This window comes from Streptomyces noursei (genome assembly GCF_016917755.1).
Classification (GTDB): domain Bacteria; phylum Actinomycetota; class Actinomycetes; order Streptomycetales; family Streptomycetaceae; genus Streptomyces; species Streptomyces yunnanensis.
On the sequence record NZ_CP070326.1, the window covers coordinates 2,876,030 to 2,897,016 of the forward strand.

21 protein-coding genes are annotated in these 20,987 nt (G+C 74.7%); 8 read left to right on the forward strand and 13 right to left on the reverse strand.

Annotated features, from left to right (window positions below; all coding sequences use genetic code 11):
* The first annotated feature begins 20 nt into the window (after positions 1–20).
* From JNO44_RS12730 to JNO44_RS12740, 3 genes are read left to right on the forward strand one after another with little or no spacing between them, the layout of a single operon-like run.
* On the forward strand, positions 21–938 hold the full coding sequence (locus tag JNO44_RS12730) for an SURF1 family cytochrome oxidase biogenesis protein (RefSeq protein ID WP_205364062.1): 918 nt from the start codon (positions 21–23) through the stop codon (positions 936–938).
* A 29-nt stretch (positions 939–967) separates the two neighbouring features.
* Positions 968–2,752 carry a glycoside hydrolase family 15 protein gene (locus tag JNO44_RS12735; protein WP_205364064.1) on the forward strand — a complete coding sequence of 595 codons (1,785 nt, stop codon included), beginning with the start codon at positions 968–970 and terminating at the stop codon, positions 2,750–2,752.
* Between the two features lie 4 nt (positions 2,753–2,756).
* A complete protein-coding gene (locus JNO44_RS12740; protein ID WP_205364072.1) occupies positions 2,757–3,512 on the forward strand; it encodes an SDR family oxidoreductase in 756 nt (251 codons plus the stop codon).
* A gap of 114 nt (positions 3,513–3,626) precedes the next feature.
* On the opposite strand, the gene amaP is transcribed toward JNO44_RS12740, so the two are convergent.
* From amaP to JNO44_RS12765, 5 genes are read right to left on the reverse strand one after another with little or no spacing between them, the layout of a single operon-like run.
* On the reverse strand, positions 3,627–4,232 hold the full coding sequence (amaP, locus tag JNO44_RS12745) for an alkaline shock response membrane anchor protein AmaP (protein WP_205364074.1): 606 nt from the start codon (positions 4,230–4,232) through the stop codon (positions 3,627–3,629).
* Positions 4,233–4,239: 7 nt separating this feature from the next.
* Positions 4,240–4,905: a DUF6286 domain-containing protein gene (locus JNO44_RS12750; RefSeq protein ID WP_205364075.1), complete on the reverse strand. Its 666-nt coding sequence runs from the start codon at positions 4,903–4,905 to the stop codon at positions 4,240–4,242.
* Positions 4,902–5,288, reverse strand: coding sequence for a hypothetical protein (locus JNO44_RS12755; RefSeq protein WP_205364077.1), 387 nt, complete (start codon positions 5,286–5,288; stop codon positions 4,902–4,904). Before JNO44_RS12755 ends, JNO44_RS12750 begins: the two co-directional genes overlap by 4 nt.
* Positions 5,289–5,294: 6 nt before the next feature.
* Positions 5,295–5,492: a hypothetical protein gene (locus tag JNO44_RS12760; RefSeq protein ID WP_067353047.1), complete on the reverse strand. Its 198-nt coding sequence runs from the start codon at positions 5,490–5,492 to the stop codon at positions 5,295–5,297.
* A gap of 36 nt (positions 5,493–5,528) precedes the next feature.
* Positions 5,529–5,990: an Asp23/Gls24 family envelope stress response protein gene (locus tag JNO44_RS12765; RefSeq protein WP_039637602.1), complete on the reverse strand. Its 462-nt coding sequence runs from the start codon at positions 5,988–5,990 to the stop codon at positions 5,529–5,531.
* A gap of 334 nt (positions 5,991–6,324) precedes the next feature.
* Between JNO44_RS12765 and JNO44_RS12770 the strand changes: the two genes are divergently transcribed.
* On the forward strand, positions 6,325–7,077 hold the full coding sequence (locus JNO44_RS12770; protein ID WP_205364086.1) for a hypothetical protein: 753 nt from the start codon (positions 6,325–6,327) through the stop codon (positions 7,075–7,077).
* A 30-nt stretch (positions 7,078–7,107) separates the two neighbouring features.
* Here JNO44_RS12770 and JNO44_RS12775 read toward each other — a convergent pair whose 3' ends face one another.
* The 3 genes from JNO44_RS12775 to abc-f form a co-directional block, all read right to left on the reverse strand.
* On the reverse strand, positions 7,108–7,887 hold the full coding sequence (locus JNO44_RS12775) for an enoyl-CoA hydratase/isomerase family protein (protein WP_205364088.1): 780 nt from the start codon (positions 7,885–7,887) through the stop codon (positions 7,108–7,110).
* A 113-nt stretch (positions 7,888–8,000) separates the two neighbouring features.
* Positions 8,001–8,222, reverse strand: coding sequence for a helix-turn-helix domain-containing protein (locus tag JNO44_RS12780; protein WP_066977790.1), 222 nt, complete (start codon positions 8,220–8,222; stop codon positions 8,001–8,003).
* 350 nt (positions 8,223–8,572) lie between these two features.
* On the reverse strand, positions 8,573–10,171 hold the full coding sequence (gene abc-f, locus JNO44_RS12785) for a ribosomal protection-like ABC-F family protein (RefSeq protein WP_039637600.1): 1,599 nt from the start codon (positions 10,169–10,171) through the stop codon (positions 8,573–8,575).
* A 220-nt stretch (positions 10,172–10,391) separates the two neighbouring features.
* Here abc-f and JNO44_RS12790 point away from each other — a divergent pair, with 220 nt between their 5' ends.
* On the forward strand, positions 10,392–10,793 hold the full coding sequence (locus JNO44_RS12790; RefSeq protein ID WP_067353037.1) for a VOC family protein: 402 nt from the start codon (positions 10,392–10,394) through the stop codon (positions 10,791–10,793).
* Between the two features lie 34 nt (positions 10,794–10,827).
* Here the strand turns inward: JNO44_RS12790 and JNO44_RS12795 are convergent, their stop codons facing one another.
* The 3 genes from JNO44_RS12795 to JNO44_RS12805 form a co-directional block, all read right to left on the reverse strand.
* Entirely contained in the window at positions 10,828–12,279 is a 1,452-nt protein-coding gene (locus JNO44_RS12795) for a hypothetical protein (protein ID WP_079181953.1), read from the reverse strand.
* Between the two features lie 135 nt (positions 12,280–12,414).
* The gene (locus JNO44_RS12800; protein ID WP_205364090.1) at positions 12,415–13,542 is read right to left on the reverse strand and encodes an alpha/beta hydrolase; all 1,128 of its coding nucleotides are present in this window, start codon (positions 13,540–13,542) and stop codon (positions 12,415–12,417) included.
* Positions 13,543–13,677: 135 nt separating this feature from the next.
* A complete protein-coding gene (locus tag JNO44_RS12805; RefSeq protein ID WP_189857952.1) occupies positions 13,678–14,346 on the reverse strand; it encodes a class II aldolase/adducin family protein in 669 nt (222 codons plus the stop codon).
* Between the two features lie 272 nt (positions 14,347–14,618).
* On the opposite strand from JNO44_RS12805, the gene JNO44_RS12810 reads away from it, so the two are divergent.
* From JNO44_RS12810 to JNO44_RS12820, 3 genes are all read left to right on the forward strand, one after another.
* The gene (locus JNO44_RS12810) at positions 14,619–15,113 is read left to right on the forward strand and encodes a GH25 family lysozyme (RefSeq protein ID WP_240167529.1); all 495 of its coding nucleotides are present in this window, start codon (positions 14,619–14,621) and stop codon (positions 15,111–15,113) included.
* Between the two features lie 139 nt (positions 15,114–15,252).
* On the forward strand, positions 15,253–16,581 hold the full coding sequence (locus JNO44_RS12815; RefSeq protein WP_205364097.1) for an inorganic phosphate transporter: 1,329 nt from the start codon (positions 15,253–15,255) through the stop codon (positions 16,579–16,581).
* Between the two features lie 30 nt (positions 16,582–16,611).
* A complete protein-coding gene (locus tag JNO44_RS12820) occupies positions 16,612–16,851 on the forward strand; it encodes a hypothetical protein (RefSeq protein WP_073444963.1) in 240 nt (79 codons plus the stop codon).
* A gap of 87 nt (positions 16,852–16,938) precedes the next feature.
* On the opposite strand, the gene JNO44_RS44410 is transcribed toward JNO44_RS12820, so the two are convergent.
* Complete coding sequence (locus JNO44_RS44410) at positions 16,939–18,324, reverse strand: extracellular solute-binding protein (protein ID WP_205364098.1); 1,386 nt, start codon at positions 18,322–18,324, stop codon at positions 16,939–16,941.
* The gene (locus JNO44_RS12830) at positions 18,321–20,984 is read right to left on the reverse strand and encodes a caspase, EACC1-associated type (RefSeq protein WP_205364099.1); all 2,664 of its coding nucleotides are present in this window, start codon (positions 20,982–20,984) and stop codon (positions 18,321–18,323) included. Before JNO44_RS12830 ends, JNO44_RS44410 begins: the two co-directional genes overlap by 4 nt.
* Positions 20,985–20,987 lie beyond the last annotated feature (3 nt).

Sequence of the window (20,987 nt, forward strand, 5' to 3'; positions counted from 1 at the left end):
CGCCAGGTACCGTCGCTGCCGTGTACCGCTTCCTGTTGACCCGGCAGTGGGTGATCCTCACCCTCTTGGGCCTCGTCCTGATCCCCGTCATGATCAAGCTGGGGTTCTGGCAGTACCACCGCCATCAGCACAAGGTCGCGCAGAACGCGCAGATCGAGCACAACGTGCACGCCACCCCGGTCCCGGTGACCGAGCTGGCGGCCGTCGGCCGGACACTGCCGCACGGCGACATGTGGCGCCAGGTCACCGCCACCGGAAGCTACGACACCGCGCACGAGGTCGTGGTCCGCCAGCGCACCGCCGCCGACGAGCAGTCCATCGGCTACTACGTCCTGACGCCGCTGGTGCTGGGCAACGGTGACGCCGTGCTGGTCAACCGGGGCTGGATCGAGGCCGGCAACGACCTCACCAAGTTCCCGCAGGTGCCGGCCGCCCCCAAGGGCACCGTCACGGTCACCGGCCGGATGATGGCCGACGAGACCACCGCGGCCAGCGGCATCAAGAACACCAGGGGCCTGCCGCCCCGCCAGGTCATGCTGATCAACAGCACGGAGCAGGCCAAGCGGGTGGGCCGGCCGACGCTCGGCGGCTACATCGAGCAGACCGGGCCCAAGAGCGACACCCCCGAGCAGGTGCCCGAGCCGGACTACAGCTCCATCGGCCCGCACATGGCGTACGCGATCCAGTGGTGGCTGTTCGCCGCGGCGGTGCCGGTCGGCTGGGTCGTCCTGGTCCGCCGGGAGCGCCGCGACCGGCTGGCCGCCGCGGCCAAGGAGGCGGAGGGCGCCGGAGCGGCCGAGCCGGCCGAGCCCGCGGACGCCACGACCGCGGACGCCGCGCCCGCCGAGGCCAAGACCGCCGAGGCCGCCGCGCCCGCCGAGGCCGCCGAGGCCGCCGACGCGGAGCCCGTAGCCCGGACGGCCGTCGCCCCCGACTAACGCACCCGCCGCGCGGGAAAGGCCGCGGAGTGCACCCACGCATCGAGGACTACGCACTCATCGGCGATCTGCAGACCGCCGCACTCGTCGGCCGGGACGGCTCCATCGACTGGCTCTGCCTGCCGCGCTTCGACTCCCCCGCCTGCTTCGCCGCCCTCGTCGGCGACAAGCACAACGGCCACTGGACGCTCGCGCCCCGGTCCGGCGAGGCCCGCGCCGAGCGCAGCTACCGCGGGGACTCGCTGATCCTCGACACCGTGTGGGAGACCCCCGAGGGCAGCGTCCGGGTCACCGACTTCATGCCGCAGCGCGACCGCATGCCCGACGTCGTACGGGTCGTGGAGGGGCTGCGCGGCCGGGTGGAGATGCGCGGGGTGCTGCGGCTGCGGTTCGACTACGGGCTGGTGGTGCCGTGGGTGCGCGCCACCGAGGGCTCCCGGGTGGCGATCGCCGGCCCGGACTCGGTGTGGCTGCGCACCCCGTCCCAGGGCACCACCTACGGCAAGGACTTCAGCACCCGCTCGGACTTCACGCTCGCCGCCGGCGAGCGCACCGCGTTCGTGCTGACCTGGCACCCCTCGCACGAGCCCCGGCCCGTCCAGATCGACCCGTTCCAGGCGTTGGCGGACACCACCGAGGACTGGCACGCCTGGTCCGCGCGGTGCCGCTACGACGGCCCGTACCGCGCCGCGGTGATCCGCTCCCTGATCACCCTCAAGGCGCTCACCTACGCGCCCACCGGCGGGATCGTGGCGGCCCCCACCACCTCGCTGCCCGAGGAACCCGGCGGGGTGCGCAACTGGGACTACCGCTACTGCTGGCTGCGCGACGCCAGCCTGACGCTGAACTCGCTGCTCGCCGCCGGGTACCACGACGAGGCCGGGGCCTGGCGGGACTGGCTGCTGCGCGCGGTGGCCGGCGCCCCCGAGGACCTCCAGATCATGTACGGGCTGGCCGGGGAGCGGCGACTGCCGGAGTTCGAGGTGCCCTGGCTGTCCGGGTACGAGGGCTCGTTGCCGGTGCGGATCGGCAACGCCGCCGTCGAACAGCGGCAGCTCGACGTCTACGGCGAGGTGATCGACTCGTTCCACCTCGCGCACACCGCGGGGATGCCCACCGAGCCGCACACCTGGAGCATCCAACGGACGCTGATGGACTACCTGGAGTCCACCTGGCGCGACCCCGACGACGGCATCTGGGAGATCCGCGGCCCCCAGCGGCACTTCGTGCACTCCAAGGTGATGGCCTGGGTCGCGGCCGACCGCGCGGTACGGGCGGTGGAGCAGTTCCCGCGGCTCGGCGGGAACACCGACCGCTGGCGGGCGATGCGCGAGGAGGTGCACCGGGAGGTCTGCGCCCGCGGCTACGACGCGGAGCGGGGCACCTTCACCCAGTCCTACGGCTCGCCCGAACTGGACGCCGCGACGCTGCTCATCCCGCGGGTCGGCTTCCTTCCGGGCGACGACCCGCGGGTGGTCTCCACCGTCGAAACGGTCCGCCGCGAGCTGTCGCACGGCAGCCTGGTACGCCGTTACAGCACCGAGGGACAGTCGGTGGACGGGCTGCCGGGCGGCGAGGGCACGTTCCTGGTCTGCTCGTTCTGGCTGGCGGACGCGCTGCTGCTGACCGGGCGCCGGCGGGAGGCCCGGGAGCTGTTCGAGCGGCTGCTGGCGCTGCGGAACGACGTGGGGCTGCTGGCGGAGGAGTACGACCCGGTCGCCGGGCGCCAGTTGGGCAACTTCCCGCAGGCGTTCAGCCACATCGGACTGGTGGGGACCGCCTTCGCGTTGCGCGGCGGGCCGGGGGCAGACTAGGGCCATGGATCTTGGACTCACCGACCGGACGTATCTCGTCACCGGCGCCACCCGGGGCCTGGGCTTCGCCACCGCCCGCGAACTGGTCGCCGACGGCGCCAATGTGGTGCTCACCGGGCGCTCCGAGGAGGCCGCGACAAAGGCTGCCGCGTCCCTGGGCGAGCGGGCCCTGGGGCTCGCCGCCGACAACTCCGACCCGCAGGCCCCGGCCCGCCTGGTGGCGGCCGCCCGGGAGCGCTTCGGCCGCTTCGACGGCGCCCTGATCAGCGTGGGCGGCCCGCCGCCCGGCACCGCAGCCGACAACACCGACGAGCAGTGGCAGACCGCCTTCGAGACGGTCTTCCTCGGTGCGGTGCGGTTCGCCCGGACCGCCGCCGCCGAGCTGGGCGAGGGCGGCGTCATCGGCTTCGTCCTCTCCGGCTCCGTCTACGAGCCGATCGGCGGGCTCACCATCTCCAACGGCCTCCGCCCGGGCCTCGCCGGCTTCGCCAAGTCCCTGGCCGACGAGGTGGGGCCGCGCGGCATCCGCGTCGTCGGCGTCCTGCCCGGCCGGATCGCCACCGACCGGATGACCCAGCTCGACGCGCTCTCCGGCGACCCCGAGGGCTCCCGCGCCCGCAACTCCGCCACCATCCCGCTCCGCCGCTACGGCGACCCCGCGGAATTCGGCCGCACCGCCGCCTTCCTGCTGTCCCCCGCCGCGTCCTACGTGACCGGCGTGATGGTCCCGGTGGACGGCGGCGCCCGACGCGGCTTCTGAGAGCGGGGCAGACCGGGCGGCTTCCGGGGCCGTAGGTCGTGTCGGCAAAGTCCCGCCTGCCGGGCGGTGTTCGGCCCGCCCTGCGGGCGAACGGCCGGACCTGGCGGACACGACCTAGCTGACCCGCTCCGCCCGATGGCGCACCGCGCGCAGCCGGACCTCCGTCGGCAGCGCGTCCAGGCCGGTCGCGGTGCGGGCGTGCGCCACCGCCCCGTCGGCCAGCCGCAGCACCACGGTCCCGGGGTCGGCGTGCGGGGCGAGCACCAGCAGGGCGCGCACCTGCGGTGCCGTCGGGCGGCCGGTCAGCACGACGGCCGCCCGGTCCACGCCGTCCACCGCCACCGCCTCGGCCGCCAGGACCGCCTCCAGTGCCGGCCCGCGCACCGTCGCGCCCTCCCCGTCGCCGCTGTCGACCAGGACCGTGCCCAGTCGGCGCAGCCGGAGCTGCGCCAACAGCCACCACAGCAGCAACAGCACCAGCACGGCCAGCCCGGCGATGGCCGTCGGCCACCACCAGCCCCGGTCCGTGAACCGGGTGCGGTCCGCCGCGGGGAGCAGCACGCCGTCCGGGCGCGTCCAGGGCCAGCCGGACGGCAGGTCGAGGTGCCGGCGGGCGGGCAGGTCGAGGCCGCCCATCAGGACCAACCCGCCGGTGCCGAGCAGGAGGAGGCCGACCAGCCCGAGCAGCACCCGGTTGACGGTCGCGCGGGCGGTGCGCACGGCGCGCTCACCTCCTCTTCGGGCGCCGGACGTCGACGGTCAGCCGCAGCCGACGCGCCAGCCCCAGCTCCCGCAGGCCGTCGCCCAGCACCGTGCCGAGGTCGCCGCGGACCACGTCGAGCGCGCGGAAGTGCGCCACGGCCCGCGCCCGGGCCCGCCGCCGGCCGACGGTCATCCGCACGGACTGCACACCGGAGACCTCCATGGCCCGGTCGCGCAGCACCAGCCCGGCGGCCGACCGGTCGAGCCCGGCCCGGACGCCGGGCGCGGTGCGCCGCATCGGCAGCACCGCCCGCAGCCCCGGGGTGACGGCCAGCACCAGCAGCCAGATCCCCAGGGCCGTCGCGGTCGCCGCGGCGCCCAGCACCCAGGGGTCGTCGAGGTGCCGGACGGCCAGTTCGTGGGCCAGCCACCGGCGCCAGGCCATCGCGGTGCGACCGGCCCGCACCGCGGCCACGTCGTAGAGCAGCAGGCCCGCGGCGCCCAGCAGGACCAGCGCGACCAGTCCGGCGGGCGCCCGGCGGGCCGACCAGAAGCGCCCGGCGGGTGCACCGGAGTCCGGGCCGGGTTCCGCGGGGTCCGGCAGCGGCGACGGCAACCCGCCGGCGGCGCCGGGCCGCCCGCCCGTCCCCGCGCCGGCCCCGGCCTCCTCCGCGCTCCCCGGCCCGCTCATCGCACCCGCTCCCGGTCCGTCAGCAGCGGTGAGTTCAGCCGCTCGACCTGAACCGCCACCTCGACGACCGTCATGCCCGCCAACGCCCTTACGCGGTCGGTCACATGACGGCGCACCAGGCCGCACCGGGCGCCGATGGGGGCGGGGTAGGGCAGCTCCACGGCGATCCGCAGCCGGGCCTCGCCGAACGGCGGGTGGACGTCGCGGTGGGCCACTGTCACCGTCGCGTGGGCGTCGCCGGGGGCGCCGGGGGCCGCCTCGCGCAGCGCCTCACGGGCCGCCCGCGCGGCGATCTTGGCGACCACCCGGTCGGCGACCCTGGTGGCGCCGCGCTCACCGGCCGGTACGTCGGCCCCGGCGGAGGGCGGGGACACCGTCGCCATCCGGGGTCACCGCCGCCGGTCGTCGCGGTCGCCGGTGCGGGTGCGGAAGAAGTCCCCGACCTCCAGGTCCCCCTCCAGGAACCTGCCGGCCACGAACCCGACGGCGCCCAGCGCCGCCACCAGGATGAAGGCCCCGAACCCGCCGAAGTACCCGGCGAAGCCCAGCGCCATCCCGGCCACGAGGCCGATCACGGCCATGCTCATCGTGCGCTCCTTCGCTACCGCTCCGGTCGGGCCCGGTCACTGGAGCCGCGGCCCCGCCTCCCCGGTCCCGTCGTCCCCGTCGTCCTCGTCGGGCAGCTTCACGTCGCTCACCGCGATGTTGACCTCGACGACCTCCAGGCCCGTCATCCGCTCCACGGCGGAGATCACGTTCTCCCGGACGGCCCGGGCCACCTCCGCGATGGCCACCCCGTAATCGACCACGATCTCCAGGTCCAGCGCGGTCTGCACCTCGCCGACCTCGGCCTTCACCCCGCGGGCCGAGCGCCCGCCGCCGGGCACCCGGTCGCGCACCGCGCCGAGCGTGCGGGCGAACCCGCTGCCCAGCGCGTGGACGCCGAGCACATCGCGGGCGGCGAGTCCGGCGATCTTCTCCACGACGCCGTCGGCGATGGTGGTGCGGCCGCGCGTGCCGGGGTCGCCACCGCCCCGCTTCACCGGCGGCTTCGTCGCGTCCGCGCCCTGCTGGCTCTCGGTCATCGCCGTGCCTCCCTTCTGCGCCGCATCCCGGACGTGCCGCCTGACGGGTCACGGCCGCGCCTCGCCGTGCGCACCCCGCGCCACACCCGCGGTGCGCTGCGACGCGCACGCGGGGCGCGACGACCACCAGGAGATATGCACCTTTCACACGGTTCGTTCCCTGCCCACAGTAGGGGCGGACGACGGGGTGCGCTCCGGGGACGGGGCAGCGGAGTGCCGTGTCCTGCCGGGGCGAACGGACTGCCGGGGGCGAACGGACTGCCGAAGCGGACGGACTGCCGGAGCGGACGGGCTGCGGCACGCTGGGGAAGTGATCCGGGAAAGGGGTGACGCGGTGGCCGGGAACGCGTGGGCACGCACCGTGCGGGAACAGCTCGGCATCGGCCGGGTGCTGCCGCTCGGCGGCCCGGCGGACGGGGCGTGGATCACCGAACGCGCGGCCCGCGCGGCGCTCCTGCGGGCCCCCGGCACCCCGCCCGGCGTGCGCCTGGCCGATCTGCGGCTCTCCCTCGCCGCCCCCGACGACGCCCCGGCACCGGCCGTGCAGAGGCCGCCCAGCGCCCTACCGCCGGGCCCGCTGCGCATCGCGGCGGACTTCACCGCACCGTCCGGCCGCCCCCTGCCGGCGCTCGCCACACGGTTGCGGACGGCGCTGCTGACCACGGCCGAGGACGGCTTGGGACTGCGGGTGAGCGCGGTGGACCTCCGGGTCACCGACCTGCTCGACGGCACGGACGGGGGTCGGAACGGCCCCCTGGAAGGCCCCCGGAACGGCCCCCGTGACGGCGAGGCGCCCGGGGGCGAGGACACGGCGCGGGAGGGTGCGGGCCCGGGCGGTGACGAGCGGGAACCGGCGGACCTCGCCGCCCGGGTGCTCGCCGTTCCCGGGGTGGCCCGGCTCGCCCCGGCTCTGGCCGGGTGCTCCCGCCCGGTGACCCGCACCGGCGGCCATGTCCTGATTCAGCTGACGACCGCCGCCGGCCACCGCCCGCTGGACGTGGCCCGCGCGGTCCGCCGGGCGGTCACCGGTCCGCCGCCGGCGCCGGAGTCGGCGGCGGTGCTGGTCACCGCGGTGGCGAGCGACTGACGGCCGGTGACCGCGGGGCGGTGCGGGTGATCAGTCCCCGACGCCGGCCAGGTCCCGCAGCCGCCGCGCCTGGGCAGCACGCTCGGCACGGCGCTGCTCCTCGTAGGTGCGGTCCATGGCACCGGCCAGCAGGGCCTTGGTCTCGATGACGGCGTCCCGGGGCGCGGCGGTGAGCGCGGCGGCCAGGTCGGCCACCGCGGCGTCGAGTTCGGCGCCAGGCACGACGAGGTTGGCCAGGCCGATCCGCTCGGCCTCCGCGGCATGCACGAAGCGCCCGGTGGCGCAGATCTCCAGCGCCCGGGCGTAGCCGACCAGGCCGACCAGGGGGTGCGTGCCGGTCAGGTCCGGGACCAGGCCCAGGCTGGTCTCGCGCATGGCGAACTGGGCGTCCTCGGCGACGACCCGCAGGTCGCAGGCGAGGGCGAGCTGGAAGCCCGCACCGATGGCATGGCCCTGGACTGCGGCGATGGACACCAGGTCGTTCCGCCGCCACCAGGTGAACGCTTCCTGGTACTCGGCGATCGTGGCGTCCAGCGCCTCGTCGGAACCGCGTGCCAGATCGAGGAACGACGGCTCGCCGTCGAACCCTTCGGGCGTGAACGCCTGCCGGTCCAGTCCCGCGGAGAACGACTTGCCCTCACCGCGGAGCACCACGATCCGTACGTTTCCCGGCAGCAACGAGCCCGCCTCGGCCAGCGCCCGCCACATGGCAGGGCTCTGCGCATTGCGCTTGGCCGCGTTGGCGAGGGTCACCGTGGCGATCGCGTCGTCCACGGTGAGCCGCACACCGTGCTTGTCGAGCAGAGTCATGAGGGCGCCTCCGAGTCAGCCACCGCACCTGCGTGCGTAAGTGACTGAACGGTAACCTCCCGGCCGACTCCTCGGACGGCCGGGGGGCACCACTGCACCCGGAGCCGCGGGCCTCAGACTGAGGCGGCCTTCTTGCCCCTCGTGGCTCCGCCGCGGCCGCGCAGGACCACGCCGGATTCCGTGAGCATCCGGTGCACGAATCCATAGGAGCGGCCGGTTTCCTCGGCCAGCGCCCGGATGCTCGCTCCGGAGTCGTACTTCTTCTTCAGGTCTGCCGCGAGCTTCTCGCGCGCGGCGCCGGTCACCCGGCTGCCCTTCTTCAGAGTCTCGGCCACCCGTGCCTCCTCGTGGGAAGTGCGCTCTGGACTCTCATGATCACCCCTCCTCGGCTTCCTGGCCACCCATTCCGCTAGGTCCGTAGGACATCCTTTGCCGTCCCCCGGGCGCCCGGCGCGGTCGGAATTCGTTCTTCCGCACGCCCCGCCGCGCCCACGCGCGCCCCGATACGCGAGAAATGCCAGGTCAGGTGGTGTGCCACCGAAAAGGCGACGGCCGGGCCCACAGGGCCCGGCCGCAAGCCGCAGGCTCGCCGGTGTACGAGCCGTTCTCACTCAGATGATGGATCACCCATGGGCCGAATGATCCAGCGAGCGTGATCCATCCGGCGGCACCGGTACGGCGGTGATCAGGCCAGCGCGACCAGGTCCGCGTAGTCCTGGCCCCACAGGTCCTCCACGCCGTCCGGCAGCAGGATGATCCGCTCCGGCGACAGCGCGTCCACCGCGCCCTCGTCGTGCGTCACCAGGACCACCGCGCCCGTGAAGGTGCGCAGCGCACCGAGGATCTCCTCGCGGCTGGCCGGGTCGAGGTTGTTGGTGGGCTCGTCGAGCAGCAGGACGTTGGCGGAGGAGACGACCAGCGTCGCCAGCGCCAGGCGGGTCTTCTCGCCGCCGGAGAGCACGCCGGCGGGCTTGTCGACGTCGTCACCGGAGAACAGGAAGGAGCCCAGCACCTTGCGGACCTCGACGAGGTCCATGTCGGGCGCGGCGGAACGCATGTTCTCCAGGACCGTGCGGTCCGGGTCCAGGGTCTCGTGCTCCTGGGCGTAATAGCCGAGCTTGAGGCCGTGGCCGGGGCGGACCTCGCCGGTGTCGGGGGTCTCCACGCCCGCCAGCATCCGCAGCAGGGTGGTCTTGCCGGCGCCGTTGAGGCCCAGGATGACGACCCGGGAGCCCTTGTCGATGGCCAGGTCGACGTCGGTGAAGATCTCCAGGGAGCCGTACGACTTGGACAGGCCCTCGGCGGTCAGCGGGGTCTTGCCACACGGCGCCGGGTCCGGGAAGCGCAGCTTGGCGACCTTGTCGGAGGCGCGCACCGCCTCCAGTCCGGCGAGCAGCTTGTCGGCGCGCTTGGCCATGTTCTGGGCGGCGACGGTCTTGGTGGCCTTGGCCCGCATCTTGTCGGCCTGGGAGTTGAGCGCCGCGGCCTTCTTCTCGGCATTGGCGCGCTCGCGCTTGCGGCGCTTCTCGTCAGCCTCGCGCTGCTGCTGGTAGAGCTTCCAGCCCATGTTGTAGACGTCGATCTGCGAGCGGTTGGCGTCGAGGTAGAACACCTTGTTCACGACGGTCTCGACCAGGTCGACGTCGTGCGAGATGACGATGAAGCCGCCGCGGTAGGTCTTGAGGTAGTCGCGCAGCCACGCGATGGAGTCGGCGTCGAGGTGGTTGGTGGGCTCGTCGAGCAGCAGGATGTCGGAGTCCGAGAAGAGGATCCGGGCCAGCTCGACGCGGCGCCGCTGACCGCCGGAGAGGGTGTGCAGGGGCTGGCCGAGGATGCGGTCGGGCAGGCCCAGGCTGGCGGCGATGGTGGCGGCCTCGGCCTCGGCGGCGTACCCGCCCTTGGTGAGGAACTCGGTCTCCAGCCGCTCGTACTTCTTCATGGCCTTCTCGCGGGTGGCGCCCTTGCCGTTCGCCATCCGGTCCTCGTTCTCCCGCATCTTGCGCAGGACGGCGTCCAGGCCGCGGGCGGAGAGGATGCGGTCGCGGGCCAGGACGTCCAGGTCGCCGGTGCGCGGGTCCTGCGGGAGGTAGCCGACCTCGCCGGAGCGGGTGACCGTGCCGCTGGCCGGCATGCCCTGGCCGGCCAGCACCTTGGTGAGGGTGGTCTTGCCGGCGCCGTTGCGGCCGACCAGGCCGATGCGGTCGCCGCGGGCGATGCGGAAGGAGGCGGACTCGATGAGGATGCGGGCGCCGGCGCGCAACTCAAGGCCGGAAGCGGTGATCACGGAAAAACTCCAGGGCAGGAAGACGGCGGGTTGGACGGACGGTCCGAGAGCGGTCTACGCCGTCTAATGAACCCAAAGGAGAACTGCCATGCAGGCAGTCTAACGGGCCGGTGCAAGTCGTTTTCCGGCGTTGTCGGTCCCCGCTGCGAGACTGTGAGCCAGGACACAGGAGTCCGGGCGGTGGGGTGCCGTCCGGCGCGCGAGAGGCACGGTGATCAGCATGGCAGGCACGCCGACGATGTTCCCCACTCTGCTCTACCGGGACGTCCCGGGCGCCCTCGGACAGCTGACGGAGGCGTTCGGATTCGCCGTCGCCGTGCGGTACGACGGCGCGGACGGACAGGTGCTGCACGCCGAACTCGCCTATGGCGACGGGGTGGTGATGGTCGGTTCGAAGGGCCGCGGCGGCCCGTTCGACGAGGCGATGAAGGGCGCCGGACCGAGCGGCGTCTACGTCGTCGTCGAGGATCCCGACGAGCACTGCGAACGGGCCCGGCGGGCCGGGGTGGAGATCCTGGTGCCGCCCACGGACCAGGACTACGGCGCGCGGGACTACCTCGCCCGGGACGCCGAGGGCAACGTCTGGAGCTTCGGCACCTACCGGCCGGGCGGGGCGGGGTGAGAGCCCGCCCCGCCCGGCCGGAGTGCCCGGGCCGTCACGCGCCGCCGGTGTGGACCTGGAAGGCCGCCCGGCGGACGGCCTTGGCGAGCGCCGGGTCGGGGTGGGCCGCGGCCAGCGCCACCAGCACCTGGACGGTGCGCGGGTGGCCGACGGCGCGGACCTCCTCCAGCAGTCGCGGCACCGAGCCCTGGACGGCCGAGTCCAGGTGCCGGACGAGCAGTTGGGTCTCGCCGTGGTCGGCCACGGCCGCCGCGGTGTCCACCCACAGCCAGGTCGACTCCTCGCGGGTGAGGACGTCGGGCGCGGTCTCCGGGTCGCCGCCCTCGTGCTCGAAGAGCCACAGCAGGGCGTAGGGGCGCAGGCCCGGCTCCTCCGCGGCGGTGCGCACGGCCGGTTCCGCGGGGGCGCCGACCGCGCGCAGCGCCTCGAAGGCCAGCCCGCGCAGCAGCGCGTCCTCGCCGCGGGCGACGGCGAGCAGTTCCTCGACGGCGGCGCCGACGGAGCGGGCGGCGAGCCAGGCGCGGTACTCGGCACGGGCCGGGCCCGGGGTCAGCCGGGCGCAGCCGCGCAGCATCGCCTCCGCGGACTGCTCGATGTTGCCGGCCGGGCTCTGCGCGGCGACGCAGATCTGCTCCAGCTTGACCCACACCGACCAGTTGCCGAGCGGCGTCAGCTGCGCCTCCTGGCCGTGCCGGCCGGCTTCTTCGGCGCCCTGGTGGGCCGCCCCGCCGGCGCCCGCCGGCGGCATCAGCGCGCCGACCGCGCGCAGGGCGTCCAGCGCCCAGCGCAGCAGGTCGGCGAGCGGCGCCCCCGCGGCGTCGCTCGTCGTTCCCGCGGCGTCGGTGCCGTCCGGGGCCGGGTCCGCGCCGTAGGGGACCTCGCAGCGTTCGGTGCGCAGTTCGGCGACGCGCTGGTCGAGCATGTCGAGCAGCACCGGCAGGCGTACCGGCCCGGCGGACAGGTGCAGCAGGGACAGCAGCTGCGGGACGGCCTCGACGACCTCGGCGACGGCGGCCGGGCCGGCCGCCGCCGGGGCCGGCAGGGCCAGCGACCAGGCGTCGAAGAGCGCGACCCAGCCGCGCAGCGCGGCGGTGTCGTCGCGGTCCCAGGCGCGCAGCCGCCAGCCGGGGCGGGCGAGGCCGTCGTGGAGTTCGACGAGTCCGGCGAGCCGGGCTCGGTCCCAGTCGGTTCGGACCTGGTGGGGCGTCAGGCCCAGGGCCTCGGCGGCGCCGGCCGCGGCGGCCTGCGGGAGCGATCCGTCGGGGCCGGCGCGGAGGCTGCCCGCGCGGTCGGCCCAGCGCGCGAGACGGGCCGCGCCGGCCAGTGCGGCACGGGCCTGGCGGGCCAGTTCCGCGGGCGACGGGGTGCCCTCGGGCGGCCGGGGCGCCGGGCGGGTGGCCCGGGTGCTCACCGCCCGGCGGGCGGCCGCAATCGGTTGGCGGGGGACGAGTCGGAGCCGGGAGTCGCGCGGTGTACGGGACGTCACAAGAGCAGTCTTGCCGCTGACGGCCCGAAAACCCAATCGGAACCCGGCTTGCGGCTCTTCCGGTGCGCGTCACCCCGCCGCCCCATCCCCGATAGGGGGAGTTGTCCGCCCGTCCACCTCCGCCGGGCGGCGCCGTCACATGAGGGGCGTGAGGAAGCGGCGCAGGGTCTCCTCGTAGCGGTCCGGGGCGGCGTTCCACATCGCGGCGTGCGGGGCGTGCGGGACGGGCTGAAGGGTGATCAGCTCCGGGCGGCGGGCGGCGAAGCGCCGGGAGGCGTCCCAGGGGGCGAGGAGGTCCTCGGGGCCGTGGAAGAGGAGGACGGGCACGTCGAGCTCTTCGGGGTCGACGGCGTCGGCCGGGCGGTCGACGGGCAGTCCGGTGTGGCCCTCGGCGGCGCGGACGGCCAGCGGGAGCAGGGCCCGCGGGATGCGCCGGGCGGCGGCCAGCGCGCGGACGGTGGCGTCCCGGTCCAGGACCGGGGAGTCCAGGACGAGGCCGGAGACGCGGTGGCGCAGGGCGGAGTTGACGGCGGCGCGCAGCGCCATGGTGGCGCCGGCGGACCAGCCGTACAGGACGACCCTGCGGGCGCCGTAGCGGACGGCGTAGCGGATCGCGGCGTCCAGGTCGCGCCACTCGGTTTCGCCGAGGTGGTGGATGCCGTCGGCGGTGCGCGGGGCGCCGGGGTCGTTGCGGTAGGAGAGGACGAGGACGGGGAAGCGGTGGTGGTGCAGGAACGGCAGCACCACCATGGGGTGTTCGCGGGTGGTGCCGATGCCGTGGACGGCGATGACCCAGGTGTCGCGGGCGCCCGGCACGAACCACGCGGGCAGCGCCCCCAGTTCGCCGGGGATGTCGACGTCGGCGCAGGTGATGCCGAGGGCGTCCTGGGGGTTGCCGATGTGCACCTGCGGGGTCAGCCGCATCCGGGCGCCGGGCCTCAGGGTGCCGTGGGTGACCCGCTCCAGGCGGCGTACGACGGCGTCGGCGGGGTGCGGGCCGCCGTGGACGACGGGGCCGACCACCGCATGGCAGCCGGCGCCGGAGAGGCCGTAGGTGCCGGGTCTGAGGGACACCAGGCTGCGGGTGAGGGCGATGCGGTCGCCGGCGGCGGAGTGGACGGTGAGCCGGGAGTCGCCCGGGAAGGGGTGGCCGGGCGACGGTTTCAGGGCAACGTCGCCGGCGTACCGCCCGGCCGCCACGGCGGCCGCCCCGGCACCGATCACTGTGGTGGCGGTCACCGCCGCCACGGTTCCCCGTCGCACCCCTCCAGTGTGCGCAGCGCCCCCGGTCCCGGCCACCGGGCGCCCGGGGTCGGCCGCCGGACCAGCGGTGTCGTGCCGGTCACGGGGCCGGGCGGGGCGCTTCCCGGGGTGCTGCGCGGCGCGCTCGGCGGAGCGTTACGCGGGGGCGTGGCCGTGCTGGCCGTAGCCGCGCAGCCGCTCCCCCGCGGCGTCCAGTTGGGCGGGCGACAGCAGGCTGGGGGTGTGGCCGGGCACGGAGACGGCGGTGAGCCAGACCCGGCACATCCACTCCAGTTGGGCCGTGCGGTCCAGTGCCTGGGCGAGGTCGTCGCCGTAGGCGATGGTGCCGTGGTTCTGCAGGAGTGCGGCGGTGCGGTCGCGGAGCGCGTCGAGCATGTGGGCGGCGAGTTCGTCGCTGCCGTAGAGCGCGTAGGGCGCGACGCGCACGGGTCCGCCGAGCGCGGCGGCCATGTAGTGGATGGGCGGGAGTTCGGGGACGAGGGTGGAGACGGCGGTGGCGTGCGGGGCGTGGGTGTGCACGATCGCGGTCGCCGGGGTGTGCCGGTAGACGGCCAGGTGGAGCGGAAGTTCGCTGGTCGGGCGCAACCGGCCGATGATCGGGCGGCCTTCGAGGTCCACCCCGGTGATGTCGGAGGGGCCGAGCCGGTCGTAGGGGACACCGCTGGGGGTGACCAGGATCAGGTCCTTGACACGGACCGAGACGTTGCCCGAGGTGCCGACGACGAGCCCGTCCGCGGCGGTCCGGCGAGCGGTGGCGACGAGCTCGCTCCAGGCGTCGGCGAGGTGGTCGGGGTGGTCCTTCATGGGTCCTCCGGTGCGACGCTGCGGGACGTGCGGAAACGCACGAGGGTGATCCACTACACCGTACGGGCGGGCCGGGGCACTGTACGCCATGGCACCATCCACCCGGTATCCGCCATATGTGGATACCTATTCCTCTCAGGTGAATTGGCCGGAGATCGACCATCTTGCGTCGATCATCCATTAGCGTCGAGTGAACCGCACCCCTCACATGTCATCACCCAGGGGGATCCATGACTTGTGACCGCACCACCCCCCGGGCCAGGTGGGCGACCGTGATAGCGGTGGTATCGCCGGCCGGCACCGCACTCGCCGGACATCCCGCCCGGGCCGCCGCGGACGGCCGGCCGCTGGGCCAGGCCCGGTACTACCTCCGGCACGGCGGTCACTGGAAGGCCGACGGCTGGACCCTGCCGCCCGCCCTCGACATCGAGCACACCCCGCACGACGCCCGGCGGCCGTGCTTCGGGCTGGGCCGGGCGGCGACGGTCCGTTGGATACGGGCGTTCCGCGACGAGGTGCGGCGCACCACGGGCCGGCGGCCGGTGATCTACACCACAACCCGGCGGTGGAATCGCTGCACGGGCGGCAACCGGGCCTTCGGCGCGACCCATCCGCTCTGGCTGGCGGACTACTCGGACGCGGTGCGACCGCCCGCCGGCTGGTCGTACCCGACCCTCCGGCAGTACGCCTCCCACGGGCCGCTGCCGGGCGATCAGGACCGCTGGAACGGGACCCTGGCCCAGCTCACGAAGTTTGCCGACGGGTGAGACGGAAGTGGCAGCTGAGGCGCCTCCGCGTGAACACTGCGGGGGTGTCACCGCGGCGCCCGGCCCAGTTCACTTTCCGTTCACCCGTCGTCCGTACGGTCCCGACGACACTGACCTTCCAAACGGATTGCCTGGGTGAATGGAACACATCACGCTTCTCATCGGGATCGTGATCGTCACGGCCTTGGTGTTCGACTTTACGAACGGCTTCCACGACACGGCCAACGCTATGGCCACCACCATCTCCACCGGGGCCCTGCGACCCAAGACCGCGGTGGCGATGTCGGCGGGACTCAATCTCGTCGGGGCGTTCCTCTCCGTCGAGGTGGCCAAGACCATCTCCGGCGGCATCATCGACGAGAGCTCCGGCATCAGACCTGAAGTGATCTTCGCCGGTCTGGTCGGCGCCATCATCTGGAACCTCCTGACCTGGCTCGCCGGTCTCCCCTCCAGTTCGTCCCACGCCCTCTTCGGCGGTCTGATCGGCGCGACGCTGGTCTCCGTCGGCACCCACGGGGTGCACGGCCAGGCCGTGGTGATGAAGGTCCTGATCCCGGCGGTGGCCGCTCCGTTCGTCGCGGGGCTCGCCTCGATGGCGGCGACCCGGCTCACCTACCGGCTGGCCCGCACCCGCGCCGAGGCCGACACCGCCAAGGGCTACCGCGCCGGGCAGATCGCCTCGGCGGCCCTGGTCTCGCTGGCCCACGGCACCAACGACGCGCAGAAGACGATGGGTGTGATCACCCTCGCGCTGATCACCGGCGGGGTCGTCGCCCCGCACTCCGACCCGCCGATGTGGGTCATCGCCTCCGCGGGCCTGGCCATCGCGCTCGGCACCTACCTGGGCGGCTGGCGGATCATCCGCACCATGGGCAAGGGCATCACCGACATCCAGCCGCCGCAGGGCTTCGCCGCCCAGACCGGCGCCGCGGCCACCATCCTGGCCTCCTCCCACCTCGGCTTCGCGCTCTCCACCACCCAGGTCTGCTCCGGCGCCGTGATGGGCTCCGGGCTGGGCCGCAAGGGCGGCGTGGTGCGCTGGTCCACGGCTGGGCGGATGGTCGTGGCCTGGGGGCTGACCCTGCCGGCCGCCGGCCTGGTCTCCGCGGGTGCCGCCTTCCTCGCCGACCAGGGCACCTGGGGCGTGACAGCGGTCGCCGTGTCGGCCCTGGCGATCGGCGGCGGCATCTGGGCGGCCTCCCGGCGCAAGCCGGTGGACCACACCAACGTCAACGACGGTCCGGCGGCGGAGCCGGCCGGTGTCGTCACCACGGCGCTGCAGACCGTCGCCCCGCCCCCGGCGGGCCCGGTCGCCTCGCCGGCCAGCGCTCCGACGGCCGCCAAGGCTGTCGTCGCTCCCACCCACCCGGACCCGGTTGTCGCTCCCATCCACCCGGACCCGGTTGCCGCTCCCACCCACCCGGACCCGGCGCAATCCCCCGCCCGGCCCGCGGCGGCCACCTCCTGACGCCGACCACCCAGACCTAAGGACTACGCAATGCACATCGACTGGGCAGCTCTCGGCCAGGTCTTCGGCGTCAGCCTCGTGGTGACGGTGGGGCTCGTGGGCCTGTTCACCGTCGGGATCGTGGGCGTCTCCCGCAAGCCCGCAGCGGAGGGCGCGCCGGCGACCACGCCCACCGCACCGGCCGCCGGGGCGCGCGCCGGGGCACTGGCGGCCTTCGCGCTCTGCGCGGCGGCCGTGGCGTACGGGATCTACCTGATCGTCGCCGCCTGAGACCGACGCCGGCGGATCCGGCAACGGACGGGGCGTCCGAGAAGGCACGGCAGCAGCCGCGGCCCTCGGGCGCCCCGTTCGCATGCGTCACTGCCGGCCGCTGAGCGCCTGGTCGGCCTCCTTGGCGAGCTCGTCGGCGATGGCGGTCCCGCCCTGGCTGTCGAGGTACTCCGAGACCCGGATCTGCACCACCTTGCTGAAGGTCTGGTAGTGGGCGCTGCGCGGTCGCGGCTCGGCGGCGAGCAGGGCCCCTTTGAGCACCTGCGTGTAGGGCGGCGGCCCGTCGGGCGGGGCGGACGGCGCTCCGCCCGCGCCGTGCTCGCCACGCTGGGCATCGCCCGGCGGCAGCGGGCAGTGCGGCGCCCCGCCGGCCGTGCGGTAGGCCGAGCTGCGGGTCGCCGCGAAGCCCCGTTCCAGCAGGCAGCGTTCGCTCTCCGGATCGGTCAGCGCCTCGATCAGGGCCCGGGCGCCGGACGGGTGGGTGCTGTCGGCGGCGATCGCGAGGTTCTGCCCGCCCAGCACCGACATCCGCTTGCCGTCGGGCCGGGCGGGCAGCTGGGCGACGTCGAACTGGACGAGCGGGGTGAGCTTCTCGGCGATCGAGGCGTACTCCACCGGCCAGTTGCGCATGAACAGCGCGCGGCCGTCGGCGAACCAGCGGCGGCTCTCGGTCTCGTCCATCGCGGTGGCCTCGTGCGGCATGATCGTGTCGAGCCGGCCCTTGAGCTCGGCGACGCCCATCTGGAGCGCGCCGATCTGCTCGCCCTTGCTGAAGCTGGTGGCGTCCGGGTTGCCGCCGTTGGCCCAGGCGGCCTCCAGGGTGTTCACGGTCAGTCCCTCGTAGGGGCGCAGCTGGGCGACCATGCCGTAGAGGGTGGGCGGCGGTTCCTTGCCGGCGGCCTTGGCGGCCCGTGCGGCCTCGCGGTTGTAGGCGTTGGTCACCTCGACGGCGACGTTCTTCAACTCGCCCCAGTTGGAGGGGGGTTCGGCGGAATGGTGGTACTTCTTCAGGATGTCCTTGCGGTAGTAGAGGAGCCCGGCGTCCGTGTTGAAGGGGACCGCCCAGATCTTTCCGTCGTCGCCGGTGGCGGTCTTGACCACACTGGGCAGGAAGTCGCCGTCCAGGCCGCCGTCCCAGGGGCGGATGACGTGGGCGGCGGCGAACTCCGCGGTCCAGGCCACGTCGATGTTGAGCACGTCGTAGCCGCTGTTGCCGGACTGTCCGGCGGCCAGCAGCTGGCTGCGCTGGGCGTCGGCGGTGTCGGGGAGTTTGACGATCCGCACGGTGCGGCCGGTGCGGCGCTCCCAGGCGTGGATGAGGTCCTGGCGGACGCCGGAGCTGCTGAGGTCGCTGCCGGTGGCCAGGACGATCGGGCCCTGTTCGGGGGCCGGTCGTCCGGACGTGCAGCCGCCGACCGCGGCGGTCAGGAGCAGCGCCAGGGCGGCGGCCGGCAGCGCGGCCCTGGCCCTCACCGCCGCACCGTCCCCGCGGTGCCGACCGAGGCGACCAGCCCGGCCAGCAGGTCGGGCGCGGCCGGGCCGCCGGACACGCACTGCCCGGCGGAGGCGCGGGCCAGCCCCTGGAAGACGAAGGTGTCGCAGCCCACCCGGCCCATCACCACAGTCAGCACCGGCACCTCGGGGGCCTCCTTCAGCAGGGTGGTGAGCTTCTGTTCCACGCCCGCGGCCCGCCGGGGGCCGCCGTCGTCCTCGTCGATGAGCAGCACGATGGCGCTGTTGCCCTCGCCCGGTTTCTTCATCTCGGTCACCGCGGTGGTCAGCGCCTCCTCCATCGCGGCGCCGTGGTCGACCAGTTCGCCCTTGGCGATCCGGTCCAGGGCGGCCCGGCCGGGCGCGGGGTCGGTGCTGCCGAGCGGGACGGCCCGGCGGACCGCCGCCGGGTCGCCGGGGTGCGCGGGGTCGGGGAAGGTCCACAGTCCGTAGGTGTGGTGGGCGCCGACCATCTCCAGGGCGCGGGCGGCGGCGCCGACCACGATCGGGAGTTTGCCGCCGTCGGCCATCGAGGTGGAGGTGTCCATCAGGATCAGCAGCCGGCTGGCGCGTTGCGCCCGGTTGTAGTCGGCCAGCACCTGGGCGACCTGGTCGGGGCCGGCGGTGAAGCGGGTGACGGGGGCGGTGGGGTCGGTGTCGGCGCGGGGGTTGAGGAGCGGGGACGCGGCGTCGGGGCGGGGCGCCGAGCCGTCCTTCTCGGGGAGGCCGCGGTAGCCCTGCGCGGTGAGCGACCGCTGGCCGCCGGCCGGGTCGCGCAGCCAGTCGGCGAACCGGGCGACGGCGGCCCGGCGGGGTGCGGCGTCGGCGGTGCCGGCCCAGTCCACGCGGATCAGCGGGTGGTCCAGCGCCGGGACGTTCTTGGGGTAGTAGGCGTAGTAGCGGTCGCCGAGGGGCGGCGGGGCGTCGAGGGCGGGGCAGCCGCCGAGGGCGTGGCCGAGGTTGAAGTCGGCGAGGGACTTCTCGGAGACCAGGGGGGCGGAGTGCGGGCTCCGGCCGTTGCCGGGCCGCTCCGGGGCCTGGTCCGGGCCGCCGTCCTGGCGCAGCGAGCACAGGAGTTCGGGGCTGCCGGCGTACTGGCTGCCGGGGGCGGCCAGGCGGCGTTCGGCGTCGCGGGCGCGGGTGGGGTCGGGGGCGCCGGACGGCCCGATGGGGGCGCCGTCGCCGGCGAGGTAGAGGCCGAGGGTGTGCAGCAGCCCGGTGCCGGAAAGGACCGGGCTGGGGCGCAGCAGCCGCAGGTTCTGGCGGTCGCTGTCGGTGCTGGTCAGCAGGTCCTTCCAGGGTGCGTCGACCCGTTCGACGCCGTCGAGTTGGGTGCCGGCGGGGATGCCGACGACCAGGGGGCTGTAGGCGACCGGGCCGGTGTCGTGCAGGGTGGCCGGGGAGCCGGTGGACGGCATGCCGCGGCGGGCCTCCTCGTAGTCCGCGGTGGATTCGGGGATCCACAGGTCCGGCTGCGGGCCGGGCCGGTAGAGGGGGTCGGTGGCGGTGGACCTGGCGGGGGCCCCGGGGGCGCCGCCGTGCGCCTCGCCCTGCCAGCGGTCGGCGGCGGCGAAGCCCTGGTCGATCTGGTCCTTGGCGGCGGAGTAGACGGTGATCTGGGCCCGCCGGCAGCCGTCGGGGAGGTCCTGTTCGCCGTCCAGCGGGCGGGTGTTGAGCGGGGACATCTCGTAGTCGAACGCGGCCCGGCGCAGGGCTGGCTCGGCCTCGGGCGCGGTGAGCAGCCGCAGCTCCAGGGCGGGCGGGCAGGGGCCGGGCGGGGTCAGCACGCGGGCCGCGACCAGGCCCGCGGCGACCAGCGCGCACACCGCGGCGAGGGCGATGAGGAGCTTGGCGCGGCGCCGCAGGTGCTGGTTGGACCAGCGGCGCAGCCGGATCTTCAGCGGGGTGGCCGGCCGGTCCTCGGGGGTGGCGAAGGAGAGGACGACGTCGTCGAGGGTGTTCTGTTTGGCGGCGCGCGGCTCCCACGCCTCGCCCATCGGGGTCCGTTCGTCGGCGAGTTCGTCGCGCAGGGCGCCGGCGAGGTCGTCGAAGGTGACGAACGGCCGGTCGGCGCGGCCCTGTTCGAGGATCCGCACCACGGCGCGGGTGAAGGCGGTGCCGCCGGCCCCTTCCTCGCCGCTGAAGATCCGGCGGTTGGGCTGGGCGGCCATCAGCAGCGAGACGGGCTTGCGCAGGGCGTGGAAGGCGCTGTCGGCGTTCCCGGAGTAGCAGCACTCCAGGACGATCACGACGCGGTCGGCGCGGGCGTTGTCCAGGCAGGAGAGCACGGTGTCCTGCCAGGAGACGGTGGTGTGGCTCTGGCGGGTGTCCGAGGCGCCCACCATCAACTGGAGGTCGGCGCCGTCGTTGCCGACCCAGCCGTGGCCGGAGAAGTACACCAGCAGCAGGCCGCGCGCCTCGTCGGCGGCGGTGCGCAGGGCGGTGCTGAGGTCCTCGGGGCGGTGCGGCCGGCAGACCACGACCTCGTCGGCGGTGAACAGGTCGGTGCCGGGGCGGGTCAGGGCGTGGCGGAGCGCCTCGGCGTTGTCCTCGACGGCGGGCAGGCGGGTCAGCGTCTCGTAGTCGTGGACGCAGATCAGCAGGGCGCGGTTGACCTTGCCCCGGGCGTCGTACTCGGACATCCG